This is a genomic window from Kribbella antiqua (assembly GCF_004345665.1).
GTDB lineage: Bacteria > Actinomycetota > Actinomycetes > Propionibacteriales > Kribbellaceae > Kribbella > Kribbella antiqua.
This window is the reverse complement of the sequence record NZ_SLWR01000012.1, coordinates 175349-192974: the sequence shown is the minus strand read 5'-3', so window position 1 is coordinate 192974 and position 17626 is coordinate 175349. Positions and strand designations below refer to the sequence as shown.

Genomic DNA, 17626 nt, shown 5'->3' with positions numbered 1-17626 from the left:
GAACTGCAATGCCCAGCTCGGGTAGCCGGCGCAAGCTGCAACTAAGTGGGCCCCGAGGGGTCTGCGTCGCGAACACCGTGCACGACGCAGACCCCCAGGTGACACCCTGATCTCAGGATCTGTGCTTAAGGGGACTGATGTTCTAGTCGGCCTGCATGCCTCCGAAGAGTCCTCCGTCAGGATGCCGGGGCGCTGGGCGCGGGCTCGGCTGGATCAGCCCTCTATCGACGCTGGCACACACCAGCACGATCGTCACAGCCATCGACGTCACTACCGGCCACCCCATCTGGGCTCAACGGCACCAGCAACTTGCGCCAGCGGTACGCCGTCACCGCCGCCGACGCGTCGCGATTCTCTGGGATCAACGCGGCTACTGCCGCCTCACCTCCATCGCCCAGCAAGGCGTCAGCACCCACCAACTAGGACGCGATCCACTGCTACGCCGGAATCGCCGCAGCCGGCAACATGATCCTTGCTGAAGGCAACGATGAGGTCCTCGCACTGCACCGAGTCTCCCAGCCCGGGTGGAGCTGACGGCAAGGAGCTGTTCGTACTGCGCCAACCGCAGCGGAGCGACTAGGATCCGAGGATGCTGCCTGAGCCGGTTCCGATCATTCGTCGGCGGGAGAATCTGGTTTTCTCGAACAGATTCGGAGAGTTGTACGACGACGAGGTCGAGGGGCCCTCGGGGGACCGCGGCAACTATCTGCGCTGGCGGTGGGGTGCGCGTGGTGTCGTCGTCGCGGCGCGGAGTTCGAAGGGGACGTTGTTTGTGCCGGCCTATCGGTATCCGCCGGGGGTGGTTTCGCTTGAGTTGCCGCGGGGTGGGTGGGACGTAGGGGAGAGTCTGGAGGAGGCGGCCTGCAGGGAGTTGCTTGAGGAGTCGGGGTACGTCGGCGGTCAGGTGACCGAGCGTGGGCAAATCTACCCTGATACGGGGCTGATTGAGAATGCGGTGACGGTGGCCGAGGTCCTTATCGCCGAGCCGGATTTGGGTGTCGGCGAGCAACGCGCCGAGGTGATGGAGTCCGTGGCAGAGGCTGTCTGGTTGAGCGACGACGACGTACTGCGCAAGGTCGCCAACGGGGAGCTGAGGTGTTCGATCAGTATTGCGGCGTTCACCATGTGCAGGCTGGCTCACTGAGGCGGTAGGACGACTCGTTTCAGTAAGCCTGCGCCGTCCCGGCGAGCGTCAGCACGCTGGACCAGGTCGGTCAGCTCAGCGGCACCGCCTTCCCTCTGGGCGCCGCGGATGTCGCGGGCCATCGAGGCGCCGATCGTGATGAGCTGGGCGACGAGGGGCAGCCGGCCAGGGAGGCCGCCAGAGTGGACGTCGAAGCCGACGCAGAGCCCGGTCGAGAGCGCGCTGAACTTCACTGCCTTCCAGAGCCGAACCCGGGCCGGCCGACGCTTGAGCTCCTTCAACGCGGCTGCGTCTCCGCCCTCTGCCAGCTCCAAAGCCGCCGACTCCAGCCGCCGGACCAACTCGTCGAGGGCCGCGTACAGGACCTGCAGGTCCGGCTCGAGGCCAACCTCGATCTTGCCCAGCTGGTCCTTGACCGTCCGGCTCGCTGGTAGCTCGGCCGCTGCCATCACGGCCGCCACCGGCAGCTTCGCAAGCGCCTCCGGACGAAGCACCCAGGTCCGTACGGCGCCGATCTCGGTCGGCTCGCTGAACGACAGATAGGCGAACGGGCTGCTCAGGCTCGTCGCGGAGTCCGCGGTCGGCATCCCGAGCGCGTTCGGTAGACCCATCCGGTACTCGATCCCGACCAGTCTGTCTACCAGGTCGTACGTCGGCCCGTCGACCTCGCGCAGGCGCTTGCGCAGGTCGTTGTACAGCAACGGCTCCCGCTCCTCCGCCCAGTTGCGCACAGCCGCCAGCTGCTGCGGATCAGGGCTCTCGCCGGCGACCTCCGAGAGCCGCAGCAACGAGTTCGCCTTGAACTCCGCGGCGATCGCGGCCGGCTCCCACTCCCACGCCTCCGTCGCGATCTCGTCGAGAAACGCGGCGTACTCTACCGGCGGTACGCCCACCACGTCGCCCGCCGCATGCCCGGCCCGGATCTCGGCCAGCGTCTGCCCCGTTCGCTTGGCGATGACGAGATCGCCCCGCGCGAGCAGCGGCGCGATGTCGCTGTCGGCCGACGGCGTACCCGACTCGTCGGTCAGCAGCGCGCGGAAGGCCGGGTTGTTGAGCGCCTGCGAGTCACCGATCACCAGGCGCGGTGTGAACAGCAGGTGGAGCAGCAGACAGGCCCGCAGGTCGGGCCGCTGTTTCGGTCCGACCGGATCGTGCGGATCACTTTCGGCGAAGTACGTCGCCCCAACGGGTTCGTCCCAGATCATCCCGCACCACCCCCTCCAGATATCGCCCGAGCCCGGTCGGTGTTACATACGATCTGCCGGTGGATGCTGCGGAGCGTCTTGAGGGAGTTTGTTCGGGACCGCGAGCTCGGGGTCTACGGGGTTCAGCTCTACCAGGCCGGAGAAGAGCCGGTGGAGCGGCGGACGCGGTCTGATCATCGGGTCAACCTGCGACGGGAGGTAGGTCGACGATGAAATCTCGTCATCGCTTGACGACCGGGTCGCGGCGGTTCAGCCGCCGGATTCCTTGGTCGCCGCCGGCGGTTGGGCACGCCGACGATCACCGCTGTGCGAGCGCGGTTCCCGGCGAAATCCGGCGTTCGAGATCGACGCGATTCCCGACGAACTGATCCGCGAGTTCTCGGCCAGATCCGCACAGATCGAGGCCAACCTCAACGCACTTCTCGACGACCGAATCGACCAGATCCACCCACCCGGCCGCCGCGAAATGTATGCCTGCGGCAGCAAGCAACCCTGATGAGTCGACCATCCAAGCACCTCGCTCAACCGCTCGCCGTACTGATGTCGCAGTGGCGCAAACGCGCTGGCCAAGCGATCGGACATGAGGCCGTCGCCGCGATCCAACGATCCCTGACGCCACCGGCCAGCGTCCCTTGGCGGCCGCAGACCTGAGCCCGAAACGCTCGACGCGTACGGCGCTGCGACCGTCCTAACACTGCAAACCAAACGCGCGACCTGGACGCGCTGGAACCTCCTCGCCGAGGCCGCACGCCAAACCCGGCTGCTTCGATTCGTCTCCACCACCGACCGCTTCGCCGCGCTGCAAGCAATCGTCGAACGCGCCGGACAGCACTCAATCAGCCTCACCGCACCAGACCTGGTCACCATCCCCGTCACCCGCGCCAACGTGTTCACGATCCACAACGGCCAGATCTACACCTCGCCCGTGATCCTTGGCGCCGAAGCGATCCTGCTCGACCTGGCCCGTGACACCAGCGGACCCACCATCGCTCCAGCCACCATCCACACCGCCGGTCTCAGCACTGACAAGATCATGCCGGAGACGACCGCGCGGCAGGTCTTCGCTGTGGATCGGCCGGCGTTGCGCTTGATGGTTCCGATCACTCTGTCGATGCGTGGCGTGGTTGCTTCACCGATCCGGAGTTCGCCGAGGGCTGGGCGTACGTGGTTCTTGATGGCCGTGCGGTACGTCGTCAGCGACGTCGGTGATCGACGGCCGTCGGCGACCCGTTCCTCGAACTTCTCGATCCACAAGTCGATGAGGTCGTTGATCTTGTCCGTCGGGCTCAGCTCGCCGGCCGGCGTAATGGTCGCCCGGTCTCGCAGCTTCGTGAGTAGGCGGTGCTCGGCCGCGGACTTGGTCTTGGCGAAGGCGATGACCTCACGGACATGCCCGTCGTGGTCACGGAAGTACGCGGCGGCGCGCCAGGCCACCACTTTGCCCTTGTCGTCCTTCCTCTCACCACGGGATCGGACGTTGCCCCACGTTTCCGATCGGAAGGTGCGATCTGCTCATCTCAGCCCTCCACAGTTCAACTGCATGTGGCAGCTCAACGGCTGGGCGGATCGGAGATCGGACGAAACGAGAGCAGTGCGACAGGATGCGATACGTCGCTGAACAACGCGCCGCCAGCTGGCTGCGCGGAGCCGCCGACACCGCTCAGGCGGGCAGCCCTGGGCCAACTCTGCGGATTGGCAGAGTCAATGCAGACCGGACGGCTGCGGCCGAGGCACCGATCTGCGCCTGACCTGCGGAAACAGTAGGCCCCGTGGGACTCGAACCCACAACCCGCGGATTGGGAATCCGCGGTTGGCAGCATGCTCCGGCACTTACCAAAACCACCGTTTGACCTGGGCATATGCCCTTCTGGGGATACTCGGCGGTGCCTGTCGATTCGCAACCTTTTGCGTCCATACAGGTGGGCAATCTGGTGGGTTGCCGGACAGAAGGCGGTCCGGTGATCCTCCGACACGAACCGTCCCGCTGTGCCGTGGCTCAGGTCAGGGTGCTGAAGGCACTCAGCCGTCAGCCCCGACGCCCTCGGTGCCAGCGCTGGAGATCCTGGATCGCCTGTTCGTTCCGTCTCGCGACGGGACGGGATGACGGTGTTGAGTTCTGCAAAGGCGATGATCGGAGTCCATACCGCCCTTCCGGATCGGCTCGACCATCGGACCGCAGGAAACTCGGTAATATCGCGAATCCTCGTCTTGTGGATCTTGCGGCTCCGGAACAGGCCGTGCACGGTGAGCGTCTCGCCGTCGTATCGTGCGCTGACTCGATAGCCGCGGACCGCGAGAATGACACCACCGGCGACGAGCACAGCCGCACCGACGAGGTAGCGGTCAGCGGTGGCTTCGAACCACAATCCGACGCCGAGCCCGATCACCACGCTGCCGGGCAGCATGTTGGCGATGCGCGTGATCAGCAACGGTCGAAGTTCCACGACGGCAATGGTGCCAGTCGGCGTAGTACTCCGAGAGCGCGCGGAGCGAGAAGATGCCGGCGGACTCCGAATCCGCTGATAATCGGACGGATCTGCTCGGCGTTGCTGACTGTCGCCCGAAACCCCTTTAATTGCAGGACATTCGGCGCGCTGTCGTCGTTCGGTGCTGCTTCTCGGCTCCGGTCGTTGCCGGTTGAATCCCGACCTGTAAGTCGTCCGCTGAGAGAAGTGGTGCTCGGCACCGCGAGGTTCGAGTTCGAATCTTCGATTCCTCGTTGTGCGTGGTCGTTCGGTCAGGCGGGCCATCAGTGTTTGGGCAAGGTGTGCGGATGGTGGCGAACTGCCATGAACCGCAACCGGTGGTGCAACCGGAGAGCGACGACTAGACCGGCGACGATTGACCTGTACGTGTCAAGTCGGTCACCCTATCGTTGCTTCATGGGTTACCGGTTCAACCCGCCTCCGAACTGGCCGGCGCCGCCACCTGGTTGGACGCCCCCGCCGGACTGGCGGCCGGACCCAGCCTGGCCACCGCCCCCGCCGGGCTGGGCTCTTTGGGTGCCTGACGACACAGCATCGCCATCCTCGACAACACCCCCGAAGGTTCCGCATCCCGGCACGCCGGGATCGGAAGACCGTCCCGTCGGTCGCTCGCGCGGCGGCTATCCCAACTCCGGCCGGGCGGCTCCGACCCAGCCGCTTCCCCAGCGTGTTCGCCGCCGGTTCCGCACCCTCCCGATGTGGGCCAAGATCCTGGTTATCCTGCTGCTTATAGGGCTACTGCCCTGGCTTCTCATCGTCGGCGGCCTCGGGGTTGCGGGCATCGGGATCGTTGGCCTGGTGCGCGGGTCGCTGCCCCGCTTCAGGGTTGCCAGTCGGGCGTCCGCGACCGGCGCTCTGCTGCTTGGCCTGGTAGGGGTCGGCGCTGGAAGCGCATTGGCGGCTGCAGTCCTGAGTCCGGCACCGCCGGCCACGACCGGTCCACCGGTGGCGGCTCCCACAACGTCGTCGGTCGTCCCAACCCTGGCGCCGACGACGCCGGTCCCGCAGACCACGGCTCACCCGCCAGCATCCCGCCCGCCTGCCACCGTCGCTCCGACGAAGCCGACGCCCACCCGCCCGCCTGCCACCATCGTTCCGAGGAAGCCGGCGACCACCCGCCCACCCAAAGCTTCCCCGCCTCCACCCGCGACTAAGCCAGCGTTGTGCGGCGCCCCAGCCAACCCCTACGGCTACAACTTCTGCGGACGCGGAGGCTACGTGCGCGACCCGCCTCTCGACGTCTGCAGTTACTTCGACTGCATCCCCAGTTTCTGGAACGGGACTGGGTACATGGAGGAATGTCAAGACGGCACGTACAGCATGTCGGGCGGGCGATCCGGTTCGTGCTCCCATCACGGCGGTAACCGTCGCGTCGTTTCCGGTGGACCGTGAATGCACGGTCTGGAGGACATGTCCCGATGCCAGAAGGAGCAGGGGCATGACGGGCGCTATAGTCGACGACCGCGGCGCTCAGTGCGAATATGTAGATGCGCCGGGGGAGCTAACGGCTCCAGCGCGGACAGTCCCCCCGCGTCGCCCCGATAGCTGCCGACCTCAGGTTCGGAGCGGTGCGGGTCAAGGGTCGAGCTTGCTCGATCGCGTGCGATGCCGGAGGCACCCTAATGGGTCTGTGGGGCGCGGTTCGCGTCGCCGGTATGGATGATCACTTTGGCGCCCGGAGACTTGGATCTCTTTGTCAAGAGGGTGGCGCCTGCCGGTGGCGGGCGCAGACTGCTGCTTGAGCCGCCGGCGGGATGACCACTTGAGCGCTCGGAGACGTGGATTTCTTCGTCAAGACGGTGGCCCCGCCGGTCGCTGGAGACCGCAGACGGCTGGTGGGGTGTCGCGCCGTGAGCGCTGTCCATTAGGGCGCCGTGTGGCCTCCGGTGGCTCATCCGCGGCGAGCAGGAAAGGAGGAGATGTCGATGGTGGTCTTCTGCGGGATTGACTGGGCCGAGCATCACCACGACGTGGCGATTGTGGATACCGCTGGGCAGGTGGTGGCCAAGCGCCGGATCAGCGACGACATCGGCGGGTTCACCCAGCTGACCGAGCTGTTGTGTGCCCGTGCCGAGCGGCCTGCCGACGTGCAGGTGGCACTGGAGACCGACCGTGGACTGCTGGTGGCGGCGTTGCGGGCCGCGGGTTACCGGGTGTTCGCGATCAACCCGAAGGCGGTTGACCGGTACCGGGATCGCTACGCGGTCTCGGGCGGGAAGTCGGATGCGGCCGATGCGCTGGTGCTGGCGAACTTGTTGCGCACCGACGCCGCGCGGCATCGTGAGCTGGCCAATGATTCCGCGCAGGTGGGGGCGATCGCGGTGCTGGCTCGCGCGCACCAAGACGCGGTCCGAGTCCGGTTGCGTGACACCGGCCGGCTGCGGTCGTTGCTGCGCGAGTTCTTCCCGGCCGCGCTGACCGCGTTCCCGAACCTGGCCACCAAGACAGCGCTGACGGTTCTGGCCGCGGCACCAACCCCGGTCGCTGCAGGTGCGCTCACGCCGGAACAGATCCGGCACCTGCTGCGCGCGGCCGGACGGGTGGGGGTGCGCGCCAGCGAGGTGGAACGGCTGCACCAAGCCTTCACTGCCGAACAACTCCGCCAGCCGGCAGCGGTCGAACAGGCGATGGGCGTCGCGGTGCAGGCGATCGTCACCACCCTGACGGCCACGCAGACCGCGATCGCCGATCTCGAGGCCGCGTTGGCGACGCGTTTTGACAACCACCCGGACGCCGAGATCCTGCGTAGTCTGCCCGGACTCGGTGTGGTCCTCGGCGGCCGGGTGCTGGGCGAGTTCGGAGACGATCCGACCCGCTTCCTCGATGCTGCCAGCCGGCGCCGCTATGCCGGAACCGCCCCGGTCACCCGGGCCTCCGGCAAGTCCCGCGTCGTGCTGCTGCGCCGGGCCCGCAACCAACGGCTGGCCGACGCCTGCCGCTGGTGGGCGTTCAACGCGATCCAGCACTCCCCAGGCGCCATGGCCTACTACCGCCGCCGCCGTGCCGCCGGAGACACCCACGAGGCAGCGCTTCGCCGACTGGGCAGCAAGCTCGTCGGGCAACTCCACCACTGCCTCGAACACCGCGAGCCCTACCGAGAAGACATCGCCTGGCCCACCAGCCTCCCCACCGCGGCCTGAAACCGACACGCCCGAACAGCCGCAAAACCACGGGTCGCAGCGGCTGCGTCAAGGGCTGCCGCCAGGCAGACGCGCAGCGTCGCAAAGCGCCCTTGCCCCAGCCACGAAGACCCGCACAATCACACGGCCGGGCCAGACACCGGCAACCCAAACAGCCCACCACCACTTGCCACCCACCCCCGTGGGGTGTCTTGACGCGTGTCGTGCCGGACCGTCCCTCCATGATGCTAGCGAGGCGATGCGGAAACCCAGGGCGAGCCGGGTGGTGCGGCCCAGCGGCCGAGATGAGTGGCCGGCCTGTTCGGCGAGTGCCACATCGACAGGGCGGCGATCGTTGATGGCGGGTCTGCTGTCTTCGCGCCCCGGCGCCCTGTTGGCAACGTGCGCGCCAAGCCAAGGGACGCGCCCAGAACGTAGCGAAGCGGAGTGACGGGCAGGCGTCCCGCCCTGTGGTGGCGGCGCGCTTTCGGGCCCTGGAGGGGCCCGTCTTGAAGACGTAGAGAAACTTGAAGACGTAGAGAAACTTGTCAGGCAGTTCAGGTACCGGATCCTAGGAGCGGTCCGCGGCACTGTGCTATGAATTGTTTTTCGCGCGGCTGGGTGGGGGCACTCTGGAGCCGCAGAAGCTGGGGGAATCATGATTCATCAAGACAGACTCGTCGACGATCTGATCAACGGCCGCGTGGTCGTGTTCGTAGGTGCAGGCGTCTCAGTAGCGACAACAGCCAACGCCCCAACGGCCTCGTGGCTCGGGCTGCTCAAGTCCGGGGTGGCATATGCGGAGGAGGTGGTTGGAGCTGGCCTGGAGGACTGGTGGGCTGAAGAAGCTCGCCATGGCTTAGAGCGTGGTATGACGTACATGCCGAGCCTGCTAAGCGTGGCTCAGATGGTAGAAACAGAGTTGTCTGCGCCAGATGGCACACATTTCTTCCAATGGTTGCAGCGCGACGTCGGGGATCTCTCAGTCAAGAATCGAGACGTTGTCTCCGCGATCGTCGATCTCCGTGCTCCCATCGTGACGACAAATTACGACAACTTGATCTCCGATGTTTCTGGGCGTGATCCGGTTACCTGGCTAGACAACGCGCCGTTTCGTGCGGCACTCCATGGCTCTTCGAATGACATCGCTCACCTTCACGGACACTGGAAGAAGCCGCGGTCAGTCATCCTGGGGTATGGGTCGTATGGCCGAGTAATGCAGCATCCCGCGACTGAGGCCTTGGAGCACGCGCTCGGAGCTTCGAAGACCATACTGTTCGTTGGTTTCGGCGAAGGGTTGGCCGATCCCAATTTCGAGGCACTCCGCAACTGGCTCAATGACAAACTAGAGGGCTCGGCGGTAACTCATTATCGGCTCTGTCGAAGCTCGGAATTGGCAACGCTGCAACAATACCACAGCGCTGATTCGATCCAGCCAATTGCATATGGGAGCGAATATTCTGACCTGGCAGGGTATTTAAGGAATATCCGATCGTCGGGCGCCGATTCTGAAGTCATGGTCTCAGGAATCGAGCAGGCGATGGAGTCGATTAGCGATCGCGTGCGAAGCGGGTCGGTATTGATTGACCACACTTCAGACCCAGGAGCGTCTCAAATCGATGAATTGCTAATTGCTCCCGTCATTTTGCCAGTCTCGCACGAGCAGTTTACCGCATCGCTCGATAGCGATCCGGAAATACAGGCGCGTCGATGCGACATTGCGGTCGAGATTAAGGAGCCGTCGATTCTGCTTGCGGCTGACGAACATTCGGGCCTGACATCAGCGATGGACTGGATGTTGCATAAGCGAGCGGGGCTCGGGTTCGGCGAATTGCCAGTAATGGTTGATTGTCGAGATCTCGGCCGTAGTGGGTCTCCTCTGCGCCTTCTGGTCGTGCAGGCGCTCAGGCAAATTGGCGTCAGAGTCGGCAAGAACCAGCCTCTTCCGAAGTTGGCTCTTGCGATCGACAATTTTCCTCCGGCTCCGAGTAAGCTTGCGGACAAGGTTCTCGATGAACTCCAGGCGCTCAGGCTCGCGTGGTTGATAATTGGCTGTCGGTCCGGCTTGGAAGCTAACATATATAGTGCGATGTCCGATCGCGGTCTAGATGCAAATCTCAGATACTTGGGCCGGTTCAATACTTCTGACGTACGGAAGCTTGCTGAGCTTGCCGCATCCTCTCCCGCGCAGGCTCTGACTGTGGCGCGAAAGGCAATTTCCATCGTGACTCAAGAGTCATTGTCACGGACTCCGTTCACATTCTCCGTCCTCATCAGCACCCTGTTACATGGTGAATCGAAACTGGCGGCCGCTTCTGATACGGCGCTCTTGGACGAGTACATAGGCCTTCTTTTGGGGCGGGGAAACGTATATGAGGATGCCAGGTTTGGTCTAGACTCGTACGAGCGATTCGATATCCTGGCAAGCCTGGCGGAGCAGTTCGTTCTTACGAACAGCGGCTCGCTGCCTGAGTCAGTCGTCGTCACCGCGCTCGAGAAGTATTTTGAGGAGGTTGGCTGGGTCGAAGATCCAACTGAGGTTTTCACGCACTTTAGAGAACTGAGGATTCTCGCTGTCAGCAATAGTCAAGTAAGGTTTACCCAGTCAAGCTATTTGCACCTATTGTCGGCAAAGCGGGCGCTTGTTTCGGAAAATTTCCGCCAACTGCTATACTCTCGACCACTCTATTACGCGCCGATAATCCGTCATTACGCAGCTCTGGCGCGAGGTGACGCAGAAGTTCTCAAGGTAGTAGCCAGTCTCTTATGGGCACACGACAAGTATGCATCATCTGCCTCCGGGATGTTCGGTGAATTGCCCGCACCTGAGCTAGATGGGGACGCATCGTCGGTGGAATCGCTAATGCGACAGCTGGACCTGGATATGCCGGGGAAACGAGCTTCCTTTGCCGAGACCACGGAACCCTCGGATTACGACTGGTTGGATCATCTAGAGGACGAGGACCGGGAAGCCTTCCCGCTCGACCAGGTCGAGGACGGACCGGAGCTCGCTCGTGTCAGCACCGCTCTGTCCTTGGTGTCGAATGTCCTGCGAGATTCTGAAATGATTCGTGATCAACACCTTAAGAAGACGGTTTTTCATCGCATACTTGTCGTTTGGGGTGTATACGTTGAGCTGCTTGGCGAGGACGACGAGTATGAGGAATTCGTTCGAGGGCTGGCAAGGCGCATCGGCATCAACTTCGGAGTAGCGCAATCGAAGGCCGATGAATTCGTTGATATTTTCATGGGTGTTGCTCCGATCTTGGCTGGCTTCACGGGAATGTCTATAACCCTGTCCTCAAGAAAGTTGATCCTAACCCTGAAGAACTGTTTCAAGGACCCCGCGTTCTTAACTGATCCAAAGCCAGTCGTGATGGGCGCGCTATATGCGTTTGGACTGCAAACGGAGGGCTGGATAGAGTACTTCAGTCTTGCGCAAAGGGAACACCCGCGGGTTCGCGCCGTAGATAAGTTCTTTCCAACAATTGCGACAAGTGCCTATTATCGGCATACGCTAACTCCAGCAGAGGCGGATGCCTTGCATGATTTCATTTTGGAACATAAACTTCACGCCGCCGCCCCGATGGATCGGCACGAGGAACAGCGAGCGCGGCAGGAATTTTCTCAGCGTTTGAAGCGCAACCGCATGTTGTGGCAACGGAAAAGTCCCATCCCGCGAGGTCAGACGGTGTACTCCGTAAGTCCTGACGACGAGGACACACCCGAAGAATTGGAGTCTGGCGATGCCTGACGACCCGAACGCGGTAACCTCTCGGCAGATCGCGGACCAGCTCGGCCACAGCCGAGTGTCGATGACTCAGGACGGCTACCTCGGGCGCAAGGTCAAGAACCTGGAGGCGGCCAGAGCGATGGACGCGGTCTTCGGGCGCGGCGACGCTGAACGAGGCTGGGAGACCCAAAGTGGTGGGTAAGTGGTGGGTCGAGGGGGTGGCCGCTGCGGTCATGTGTGCTCTGACCTGCGTGTTTGGTAGGCCCCGTGGGACTCGAACCCACAACCCGCGGATTAAAAGGGGCCATGATGCCCTAGTAACCAGCCTCTTTAGGCGTCAAAAGTCTGTGTTCGAAGGGACTGTGGCCCCGCTAACCAACCCTCTTCGACTCCATTTCGCACCACGAATGATCCCACGGTGAGCGAACGGATGGCGGCCGGTGCCAGCCGAGCGCCTTCTCGAGAAGCGGCCTTAGCTAGGGACTCCATCTCGGACTGTCCGGGTGCGGTTTGCTGAAGGCTCGCCTCTGGGCGCTCGGACGGCCGGCCAGCGAGCGTCCAGGTAGGGACCCGTCGCCTCGGGTGGTCGCCGATGGGTGGCGCGATACTCGCCGGCGTGAGCACCCCCAGGTGACGGGTCGCGTCGGAGCTGAACCGTGAGCTCCTTGTCAGAGACCCCCGGCGAGCGTGGTTCAGGCATCAAAACTGACTTGGCGAAGGTAGAGATCGTACTCCTCGCCATCGGGACAAAGCAGCGCGAAACCTTCGGCTTCGCACATCCGCTTGCTGTTGGAGTTGTCCTTGTGGATCGAGCCGAAGATATCGACATCAGTGCAGCCGGTCGACAACGCATGACGTCCGATCTGCTCTACGAGGTACCGAAGGGTCGCGCGGCCGTACCCGTTGTGTTGAGCTCGGAGGGCGACCGCGACAACCCGCAGCTTATATGCCCCGGGCTCATCGAGTATCCAGAAGGAACCAACTGCCGCGAGGCCGTGATCGTCATCTCCGAGAAACATTCGTCCCGCTGGGTCGCCGATACCACGACCTGTTCGGATGTAGGTTTGGACGACCCGTTCGTATGGCCGCGCATAAGGAAGCGGTCTGCTTCTTCCGCCAGGCCGGGAGGGCGGCTCGGTGCAGGTGAACCTCTGTAAGACTGCTTTGTCTCCCGCGTCAGCCTCACGCCATTTGAGTCCCCGAGTCATCCCACCAGGCGGACACTTTGCCGCACAAAGCCCCTGTCGCTCGCAGTGCGGCGGGCCGCAGCGATTCTGGCTGGACTCATCGGCCCGGCTAGCCGATCGTACTCATCTGCGACTGCTTCCATCTCGGCCTCAGTCATGCTGTCGTCGGCAGCCTCTGACGCGACAACCGAGGTGTACCAATCCTCCAAGGTGCTGCCGACCAGAGCTCGCCGGACGTTCACCGCTGGGAGCAGTTCGACGAGGCCGGTGTTCTCAACTGTGCTACTGAAGACCCACGCGCAGTCGTTCACTCCAAGCTTGGCTGCCTCCAGCAGTTCCTTAGGGAGGTCCAGGGAGGTTCGAGTACCAGTGAAGACCAGGTATGCGTCAAGGCGGGCGAAGGGTCCACGAACGTCTTTCACGGCTGCCGCGAAGGTTCCGCCGGGCCGCAGGCCGAGCCAGCTCTTCATCACCTCGGCCGTCGCCCGCATGAGGTCGTCGAAGAATGGCGCTTTGGGAAGGTCCCGTAGGTCGTTGTGGCGGAGAAATCCAGTCAACTGCGGTTTGAACCGCGTCTCCAGTGCCGCCGCCGCTGTTGCGAGCTCATGAGCTTCTTCTGGCCGTCCGTCCCGCTCAGCGTGCGCGGCGAAAACCGCAAGGACGCTGAAGTAGGTTCCGCTACCGGCAGCGTTGTGCTCACCTCTGTGGGTGACTTGGACACCCTGCACGCCATGCCGGTTCCGTAGCGTCCGTAGCTTTGCCCTAGTGGGACGCTCCGCCGGCGAGAACGCGCGAACCAGCAGGTCCCAGCCAACTACCGGGAGCGGAAGGACGTAATTGCGTTTCGGTGTGGCCATCGGACCCTCCCCTCAGGTCTAACGCCAGTATGCCGCGCCTGGCCGGTCAGAACAACCGCTCAGGTGATCGGTGAAGGTCACGGTTTGGTTGGCTCGAGGGTAAGCGTTGTCGGATATGTAGACCACGCGGTTTCGTCTCAGGCCGCGGCCGTTTCACGCTGTCAGTGGTTCGACGCGGATGCCTTCCGGCCACCTTGGGTGCTCGCCAAGGAGGAATGAATTGCAGGCCTCGCCAAGCCGCCGCGATACGTTGGCTGCTCCTCTGAGGCCACTGACACTTACCAGGAAGACCCGGCGACCCGCGGGGAGATCCCAGCGGATGCGGCGCAGCAGAGTTGCATAAGCGGTCGTTGCTGCCGCGAACGCCACCACGTCGCTATTGGACGCGCGCGCCCGCTGCTGAAGCAAGTCCTCAAGTAGCCCCGGCGGCCAGTCGGCGAGGGAGAGGACGCGGTCGTAGGTTCCGATCAGCTCGGCGCCGTCGATCAGACCATAGCCTCCGCTCAGGATGATCAGGCGGCCCGCCTCGGCTACCTGACGCAGCCCGGCTCCGGCAGCGCGATAGAACTCGCCGTCGTAGCGCTGCCAGGCGGGCATCAGTCGGCTGTCATCGAGGCCAGCGTCGGCCAGGACGGGTCGCTGCGCGGCGACCAGCTCTCGAGGCCACGGCAGCAACCGCGCGGCGGCCGTGCCGCCGGGACGCTTGCGGGCCGAGCAAGGGACAATCAGTAGTACTCGACTCCGATCAAGGCCACCCAAGACAGCATCGGTCTCGACCGAATGGTCAAGTCGGTCCACCGATCGCGACACACCCGTGCGTGCCCGCGACGCGTCGGCGGCGCGGCGAAAGACCACCGACCGCCCCGGCCGTATCTGCTCAGCCTCGTAGCCGGCGGCGCGCCACGCGCGCGTTTGCGGCCGATCCCCATGCCACCACTGCGGGTAGTGGTCGATGGCGGATGCGGGCACGCCACCAACGATCTCGTCAAACTCCTGCCAATCCATGTGGACGACCTCGGAGCGGCCGTTCAGAAACTGCGTCAGGTGTTGCCAATTCGCAGGCATGCTTCCCTCCTCCCACCACCGCGGCGGTTCGGCTACTTATCGGTGCCACTTCGGCCAGCCGCCCATCAGCGGATCGCCCCTGCCTCATCCGTACGGCAACATAATGGTGTGCCACTATCCGAACACGCTGACGAGCTTGCCTCGTTGCTTGAGCCGGCTGCCGTGCTGACCCGCGCCGAGGTCCTGACGTGGCCCTGCCCGGTGCCCGCGGTGTCCGGCGTGTATGCCTGGTACTTCGACCAAGCCCCGCCGCGCGTCCCCGTGCAGGGGTGCCATCACACCGCCGCTGGCGCCTTGCTGTACGTCGGGATCTCGCCGAAGGCACCGCCCAAAGACGGTCGCGCCGGTAGCCGCCAGACCCTGCGGTCGCGCATCCGATACCACTTCCGAGGCAACGCCTACGGGTCGACCCTGCGGCTGTCGCTGGGTTCTCTGCTCAGCCAACAACTGGGCATTCAGCTGCGCCGCGTTGGCACCGGGCAACGGATGACGTTCGCCCACGACGAAGCGGTCCTGTCCGACTGGATGGCTCGCCATGCACGCGTGTGCTGGGTCGCCACCCCAACGCCCTGGCTACTGGAAAGCCAACTCATCCACAACCTGCTACTCCCGCTGAACCTCGACCAGAACAAGCACAGCGGATTCCATGCCGAACTCACTGTCGCCCGTGCCCATCAACGCGCCCGGGCACGAGAACTACCCATCAGCTAGCGCGACGGCGCGTCGAGCGCTGACGGCCTCGGCCTGGCTCTACGCGCGGCTGTCTCTGGCCTCTACGTAGGCCTCGCGCAGGAGCCGTAGCAGGTCTTCGTCGTACTGGGCCTTGATGTAGTTGCCCCGGCCGATCTCGTTGGGCACTGTCGCATCAAGTTTCGCCAGCGTGGCAGGCGCTTCCTGGTCGAGAACGGTGCGGTACGGGGAGAGGTAGGGGCCATTCTCGTTCCAGATCGAGACCATCCCGCGAGCCTGGCCCGGCAGACGAGGATTGAGGACCCATCGGCCCTTGCCGATCGACGTGAAGAGGGTGGCGAGGCCCTCGCGCTCCAGTCCCTGTGCCCACTCCAAGAGTCGCCGCAGCAACGGCTGGTGCTCGAGTGCCACGGTGCCGATGGACGCTTCAAACGGATCCGAGCCGCGGACAACCTCGCTCGCAGTGGATGGTTTACCGGTTCCGGCCAACTCTGCAGTCAGCTGTGTGCGATCCGGCTCGACCAGTTGCGGAACCAGAATGCGCTGACCGGCTACCTCATACGCGGTCACGACCACCAGGTCGAGGGTCAGCCGATCGCTCGTCACGTCCTGGAGGTAGCCGACCAGATCCACCAGATCCGTCGGTGCTTCGTCGAGCACAACCACTGCTCGCAGGCGACCATCCGCCAGCGCATCCTCGAACTGAGCCTGGAAGGCATCTTCATCGAAACTTGGGTCGGCCTCAGCTGCTGCCTTGGCGGCATTAGCGACCGAGGTATAGCCGTGCTGGTCGAGATATCCCCGCAGAACTGTGTGAAGCCCGTCGCCATCGAGCCGACGCAGGAAGGCCGCGTAGCCGAGAACCTGTGTCAGTGAACGTCGACGATCTGTGTTGGACGCCAACTTGACCTCGATGACGACCGGCCTGCCTGTCTCGACCTCAACTGCCAGTAGATCGGCGCGTTCCCGGCCGCACCTGACCTCCTTGCCGACAATCGCGAGACGCGGTGTGCCTGCAAGCGGCAACATGGTCGGTGTCTGCTCGATCAGGTCGTGGAGATCGGCTTCACTCACGAATCCTGCAGCGGTCATAGGTCGCCAGCGACCATCACCGCTCAAGCTCCAGATTCCTGCCATCGGCACACCCCCAAGACGGCCGGGTCTGTAGAACAGGCTACGCGGTGCTGTGTTCTAGACGCGACGCTTGACGTCAGGATGCACTACCGGCCTGGCTTCAACCCTCAGGCTGACTGGTGTCCTTAGCCGCCGCGAGTTCGGTGCGGATGGCCTTCAGCTCCGCCACCAGGCTTGCGACTTCGTCCTGGGTTTCTGCATTGGCCTTTTCGACGGAGCCGATGTGTTCTACGAACCATGACGCCAGGGCGGCCGTGATGGTGCCGACGAGTGCGATTCCGCCGATCATCAGGGCCACGCCGGCGATGCGGCCTTCCGTCGTTGTGGGGAAGCGGTCCCCGTAGCCGACTGTCGTGATGGTTGTGGATGCCCACCACAGGGCGTCTCCAAAGGATGCGATGTTGGCGTTCTCGCTGTTTCGCTCCGCATCGAGCACGGCGAGGGCGCCTACAAATCCCAGCAGTGTCACGGCGCCCACGACGTACATCGTTGTCTGACCCCGGAACGACAGCGATGCTCGATTCATCCGCGCGAGGGCGGTCACGACACGCAACGCCCGCAACGGGCGCAACAGCGGCAGGACCAGCACCACTAGGTCGAGGATGTGCGTCCGGAGGAATCGGCGCTTGCTGGGTGCCAGGGTCAACCGCACTAGGTAGTCGGCGCCGAACCCGATCCAGATTGTGATGTTCGCGATCGAGGAGGCGCGTACCAGCGCTGGCGGCAGGTCGGGGTCGAGGATCGGCCATGCGTACACCACCAGGAAGAGCACGGCGGCAGCAGTGAGCAGCCAGCCGGTGCGCCGCTCGTACCTCGCCAAGCGGTCTGCATTCCTAGTCACCATGCCGACAGGATCTCGCGGACAGCGAGGCCGGCCAGAGGCCTTCGAGGGCTGGGCCGGTTGACGTGCGGTTTAGGAAACCGAACCATTCCACCGACATACGCCTCTCCAGGCGTGAGTAGCCGACACCAGTTCGGCCCGCTCTCGACTCCACTTGACTCGAAT

Annotated in this window: 14 protein-coding genes and 1 tRNA gene; 7 read left to right on the top strand and 8 right to left on the bottom strand. The window is 64.0% G+C overall.

All coding sequences use genetic code 11. The annotated features are described in order from the left end of the window. Positions 1 to 589 precede the first annotated feature (589 nt). Complete coding sequence (locus EV646_RS31145; protein WP_132154953.1) at positions 590 to 1144, top strand: NUDIX hydrolase; 555 nt, start codon at positions 590 to 592, stop codon at positions 1142 to 1144. Here EV646_RS31145 and EV646_RS31140 read toward each other — a convergent pair. Further along, the gene (locus EV646_RS31140) at positions 1138 to 2349 is read right to left on the bottom strand and encodes a hypothetical protein (protein ID WP_132154951.1); all 1212 of its coding nucleotides are present in this window, start codon (positions 2347 to 2349) and stop codon (positions 1138 to 1140) included. The two genes, EV646_RS31145 and EV646_RS31140, sit on opposite strands and share 7 nt — an antisense overlap. A gap of 265 nt (positions 2350 to 2614) precedes the next feature. Between EV646_RS31140 and EV646_RS31135 the strand changes: the two genes are divergently transcribed. Then, a complete protein-coding gene (locus EV646_RS31135; protein ID WP_158291058.1) occupies positions 2615 to 2845 on the top strand; it encodes a relaxase domain-containing protein in 231 nt (76 codons plus the stop codon). After that, a complete protein-coding gene (locus tag EV646_RS39045) occupies positions 2845 to 3000 on the top strand; it encodes a hypothetical protein (RefSeq protein WP_158291057.1) in 156 nt (51 codons plus the stop codon). Before EV646_RS31135 ends, EV646_RS39045 begins: the two co-directional genes overlap by 1 nt. 261 nt (positions 3001 to 3261) lie before the next feature. On the opposite strand, the gene EV646_RS31130 is transcribed toward EV646_RS39045, so the two are convergent. Together EV646_RS31130 and EV646_RS39040 are read right to left on the bottom strand one after the other, a co-directional pair. Next, a complete protein-coding gene (locus EV646_RS31130) occupies positions 3262 to 3783 on the bottom strand; it encodes a tyrosine-type recombinase/integrase (protein WP_158291056.1) in 522 nt (173 codons plus the stop codon). Between the two features lie 327 nt (positions 3784 to 4110). Continuing rightward, a tRNA-Gly gene (locus EV646_RS39040) sits at positions 4111 to 4208 on the bottom strand. Between the two features lie 2555 nt (positions 4209 to 6763). Between EV646_RS39040 and EV646_RS31115 the strand changes: the two genes are divergently transcribed. The 3 genes from EV646_RS31115 (at position 6764) to EV646_RS31105 (ending at position 11889) form a co-directional block, all read left to right on the top strand. Further along, a complete protein-coding gene (locus EV646_RS31115) occupies positions 6764 to 7975 on the top strand; it encodes an IS110 family RNA-guided transposase (protein ID WP_422386734.1) in 1212 nt (403 codons plus the stop codon). Between the two features lie 637 nt (positions 7976 to 8612). Next, positions 8613 to 11708, top strand: a complete 3096-nt coding sequence (locus tag EV646_RS31110; protein WP_132154941.1) for an SIR2 family NAD-dependent protein deacylase — start codon at positions 8613 to 8615, stop codon at positions 11706 to 11708. Next, positions 11701 to 11889 (top strand): hypothetical protein, encoded by a 189-nt coding sequence (locus EV646_RS31105; RefSeq protein ID WP_132154939.1) that lies wholly within the window; start codon positions 11701 to 11703, stop codon positions 11887 to 11889. The genes EV646_RS31110 and EV646_RS31105 overlap by 8 nt, the downstream gene beginning before the upstream one ends. Positions 11890 to 12379: 490 nt before the next feature. Here EV646_RS31105 and EV646_RS40745 read toward each other — a convergent pair whose 3' ends face one another. The 3 genes from EV646_RS40745 to EV646_RS31090 all read right to left on the bottom strand — a co-directional run bounded on the left by EV646_RS40745 (position 12380) and on the right by EV646_RS31090 (position 14796). Next, positions 12380 to 12895 carry a GNAT family N-acetyltransferase gene (locus EV646_RS40745; protein ID WP_132154937.1) on the bottom strand — a complete coding sequence of 172 codons (516 nt, stop codon included), beginning with the start codon at positions 12893 to 12895 and terminating at the stop codon, positions 12380 to 12382. Then, a complete protein-coding gene (locus tag EV646_RS31095; RefSeq protein ID WP_132154935.1) occupies positions 12892 to 13731 on the bottom strand; it encodes a hypothetical protein in 840 nt (279 codons plus the stop codon). Before EV646_RS31095 ends, EV646_RS40745 begins: the two co-directional genes overlap by 4 nt. Before the next feature lie 153 nt (positions 13732 to 13884). Further along, positions 13885 to 14796 (bottom strand): DUF7662 domain-containing protein, encoded by a 912-nt coding sequence (locus EV646_RS31090; protein ID WP_132154933.1) that lies wholly within the window; start codon positions 14794 to 14796, stop codon positions 13885 to 13887. 108 nt (positions 14797 to 14904) lie between these two features. Here EV646_RS31090 and EV646_RS31085 point away from each other — a divergent pair, with 108 nt between their 5' ends. Continuing rightward, on the top strand, positions 14905 to 15507 hold the full coding sequence (locus tag EV646_RS31085) for a GIY-YIG nuclease family protein (protein ID WP_132154931.1): 603 nt from the start codon (positions 14905 to 14907) through the stop codon (positions 15505 to 15507). A gap of 39 nt (positions 15508 to 15546) precedes the next feature. Here EV646_RS31085 and EV646_RS31080 read toward each other — a convergent pair whose 3' ends face one another. Beyond that, positions 15547 to 16560 (bottom strand): PDDEXK family nuclease, encoded by a 1014-nt coding sequence (locus tag EV646_RS31080; protein ID WP_132154929.1) that lies wholly within the window; start codon positions 16558 to 16560, stop codon positions 15547 to 15549. 160 nt (positions 16561 to 16720) lie between these two features. After that, positions 16721 to 17392 (bottom strand): potassium channel family protein, encoded by a 672-nt coding sequence (locus tag EV646_RS31075; protein ID WP_199237288.1) that lies wholly within the window; start codon positions 17390 to 17392, stop codon positions 16721 to 16723. Positions 17393 to 17626: the final 234 nt, after the last annotated feature.

Coding starts and splice junctions, on each gene's coding strand:
- EV646_RS31105 (WP_132154939.1), top strand. CDS start 11,701: ATGCCTGACGACCCGAACGCGGTAACCTCTCGGCAGATCGCGGACCAG.
- EV646_RS39045 (WP_158291057.1), top strand. CDS start 2,845: ATGAGTCGACCATCCAAGCACCTCGCTCAACCGCTCGCCGTACTGATG.
- EV646_RS31140 (WP_132154951.1), bottom strand. CDS start 2,349: ATGATCTGGGACGAACCCGTTGGGGCGACGTACTTCGCCGAAAGTGAT.
- EV646_RS31110 (WP_132154941.1), top strand. CDS start 8,613: ATGATTCATCAAGACAGACTCGTCGACGATCTGATCAACGGCCGCGTG.
- EV646_RS40745 (WP_132154937.1), bottom strand. CDS start 12,895: ATGACTCGGGGACTCAAATGGCGTGAGGCTGACGCGGGAGACAAAGCA.
- EV646_RS31145 (WP_132154953.1), top strand. CDS start 590: ATGCTGCCTGAGCCGGTTCCGATCATTCGTCGGCGGGAGAATCTGGTT.
- EV646_RS31095 (WP_132154935.1), bottom strand. CDS start 13,731: ATGGCCACACCGAAACGCAATTACGTCCTTCCGCTCCCGGTAGTTGGC.
- EV646_RS31090 (WP_132154933.1), bottom strand. CDS start 14,796: ATGCCTGCGAATTGGCAACACCTGACGCAGTTTCTGAACGGCCGCTCC.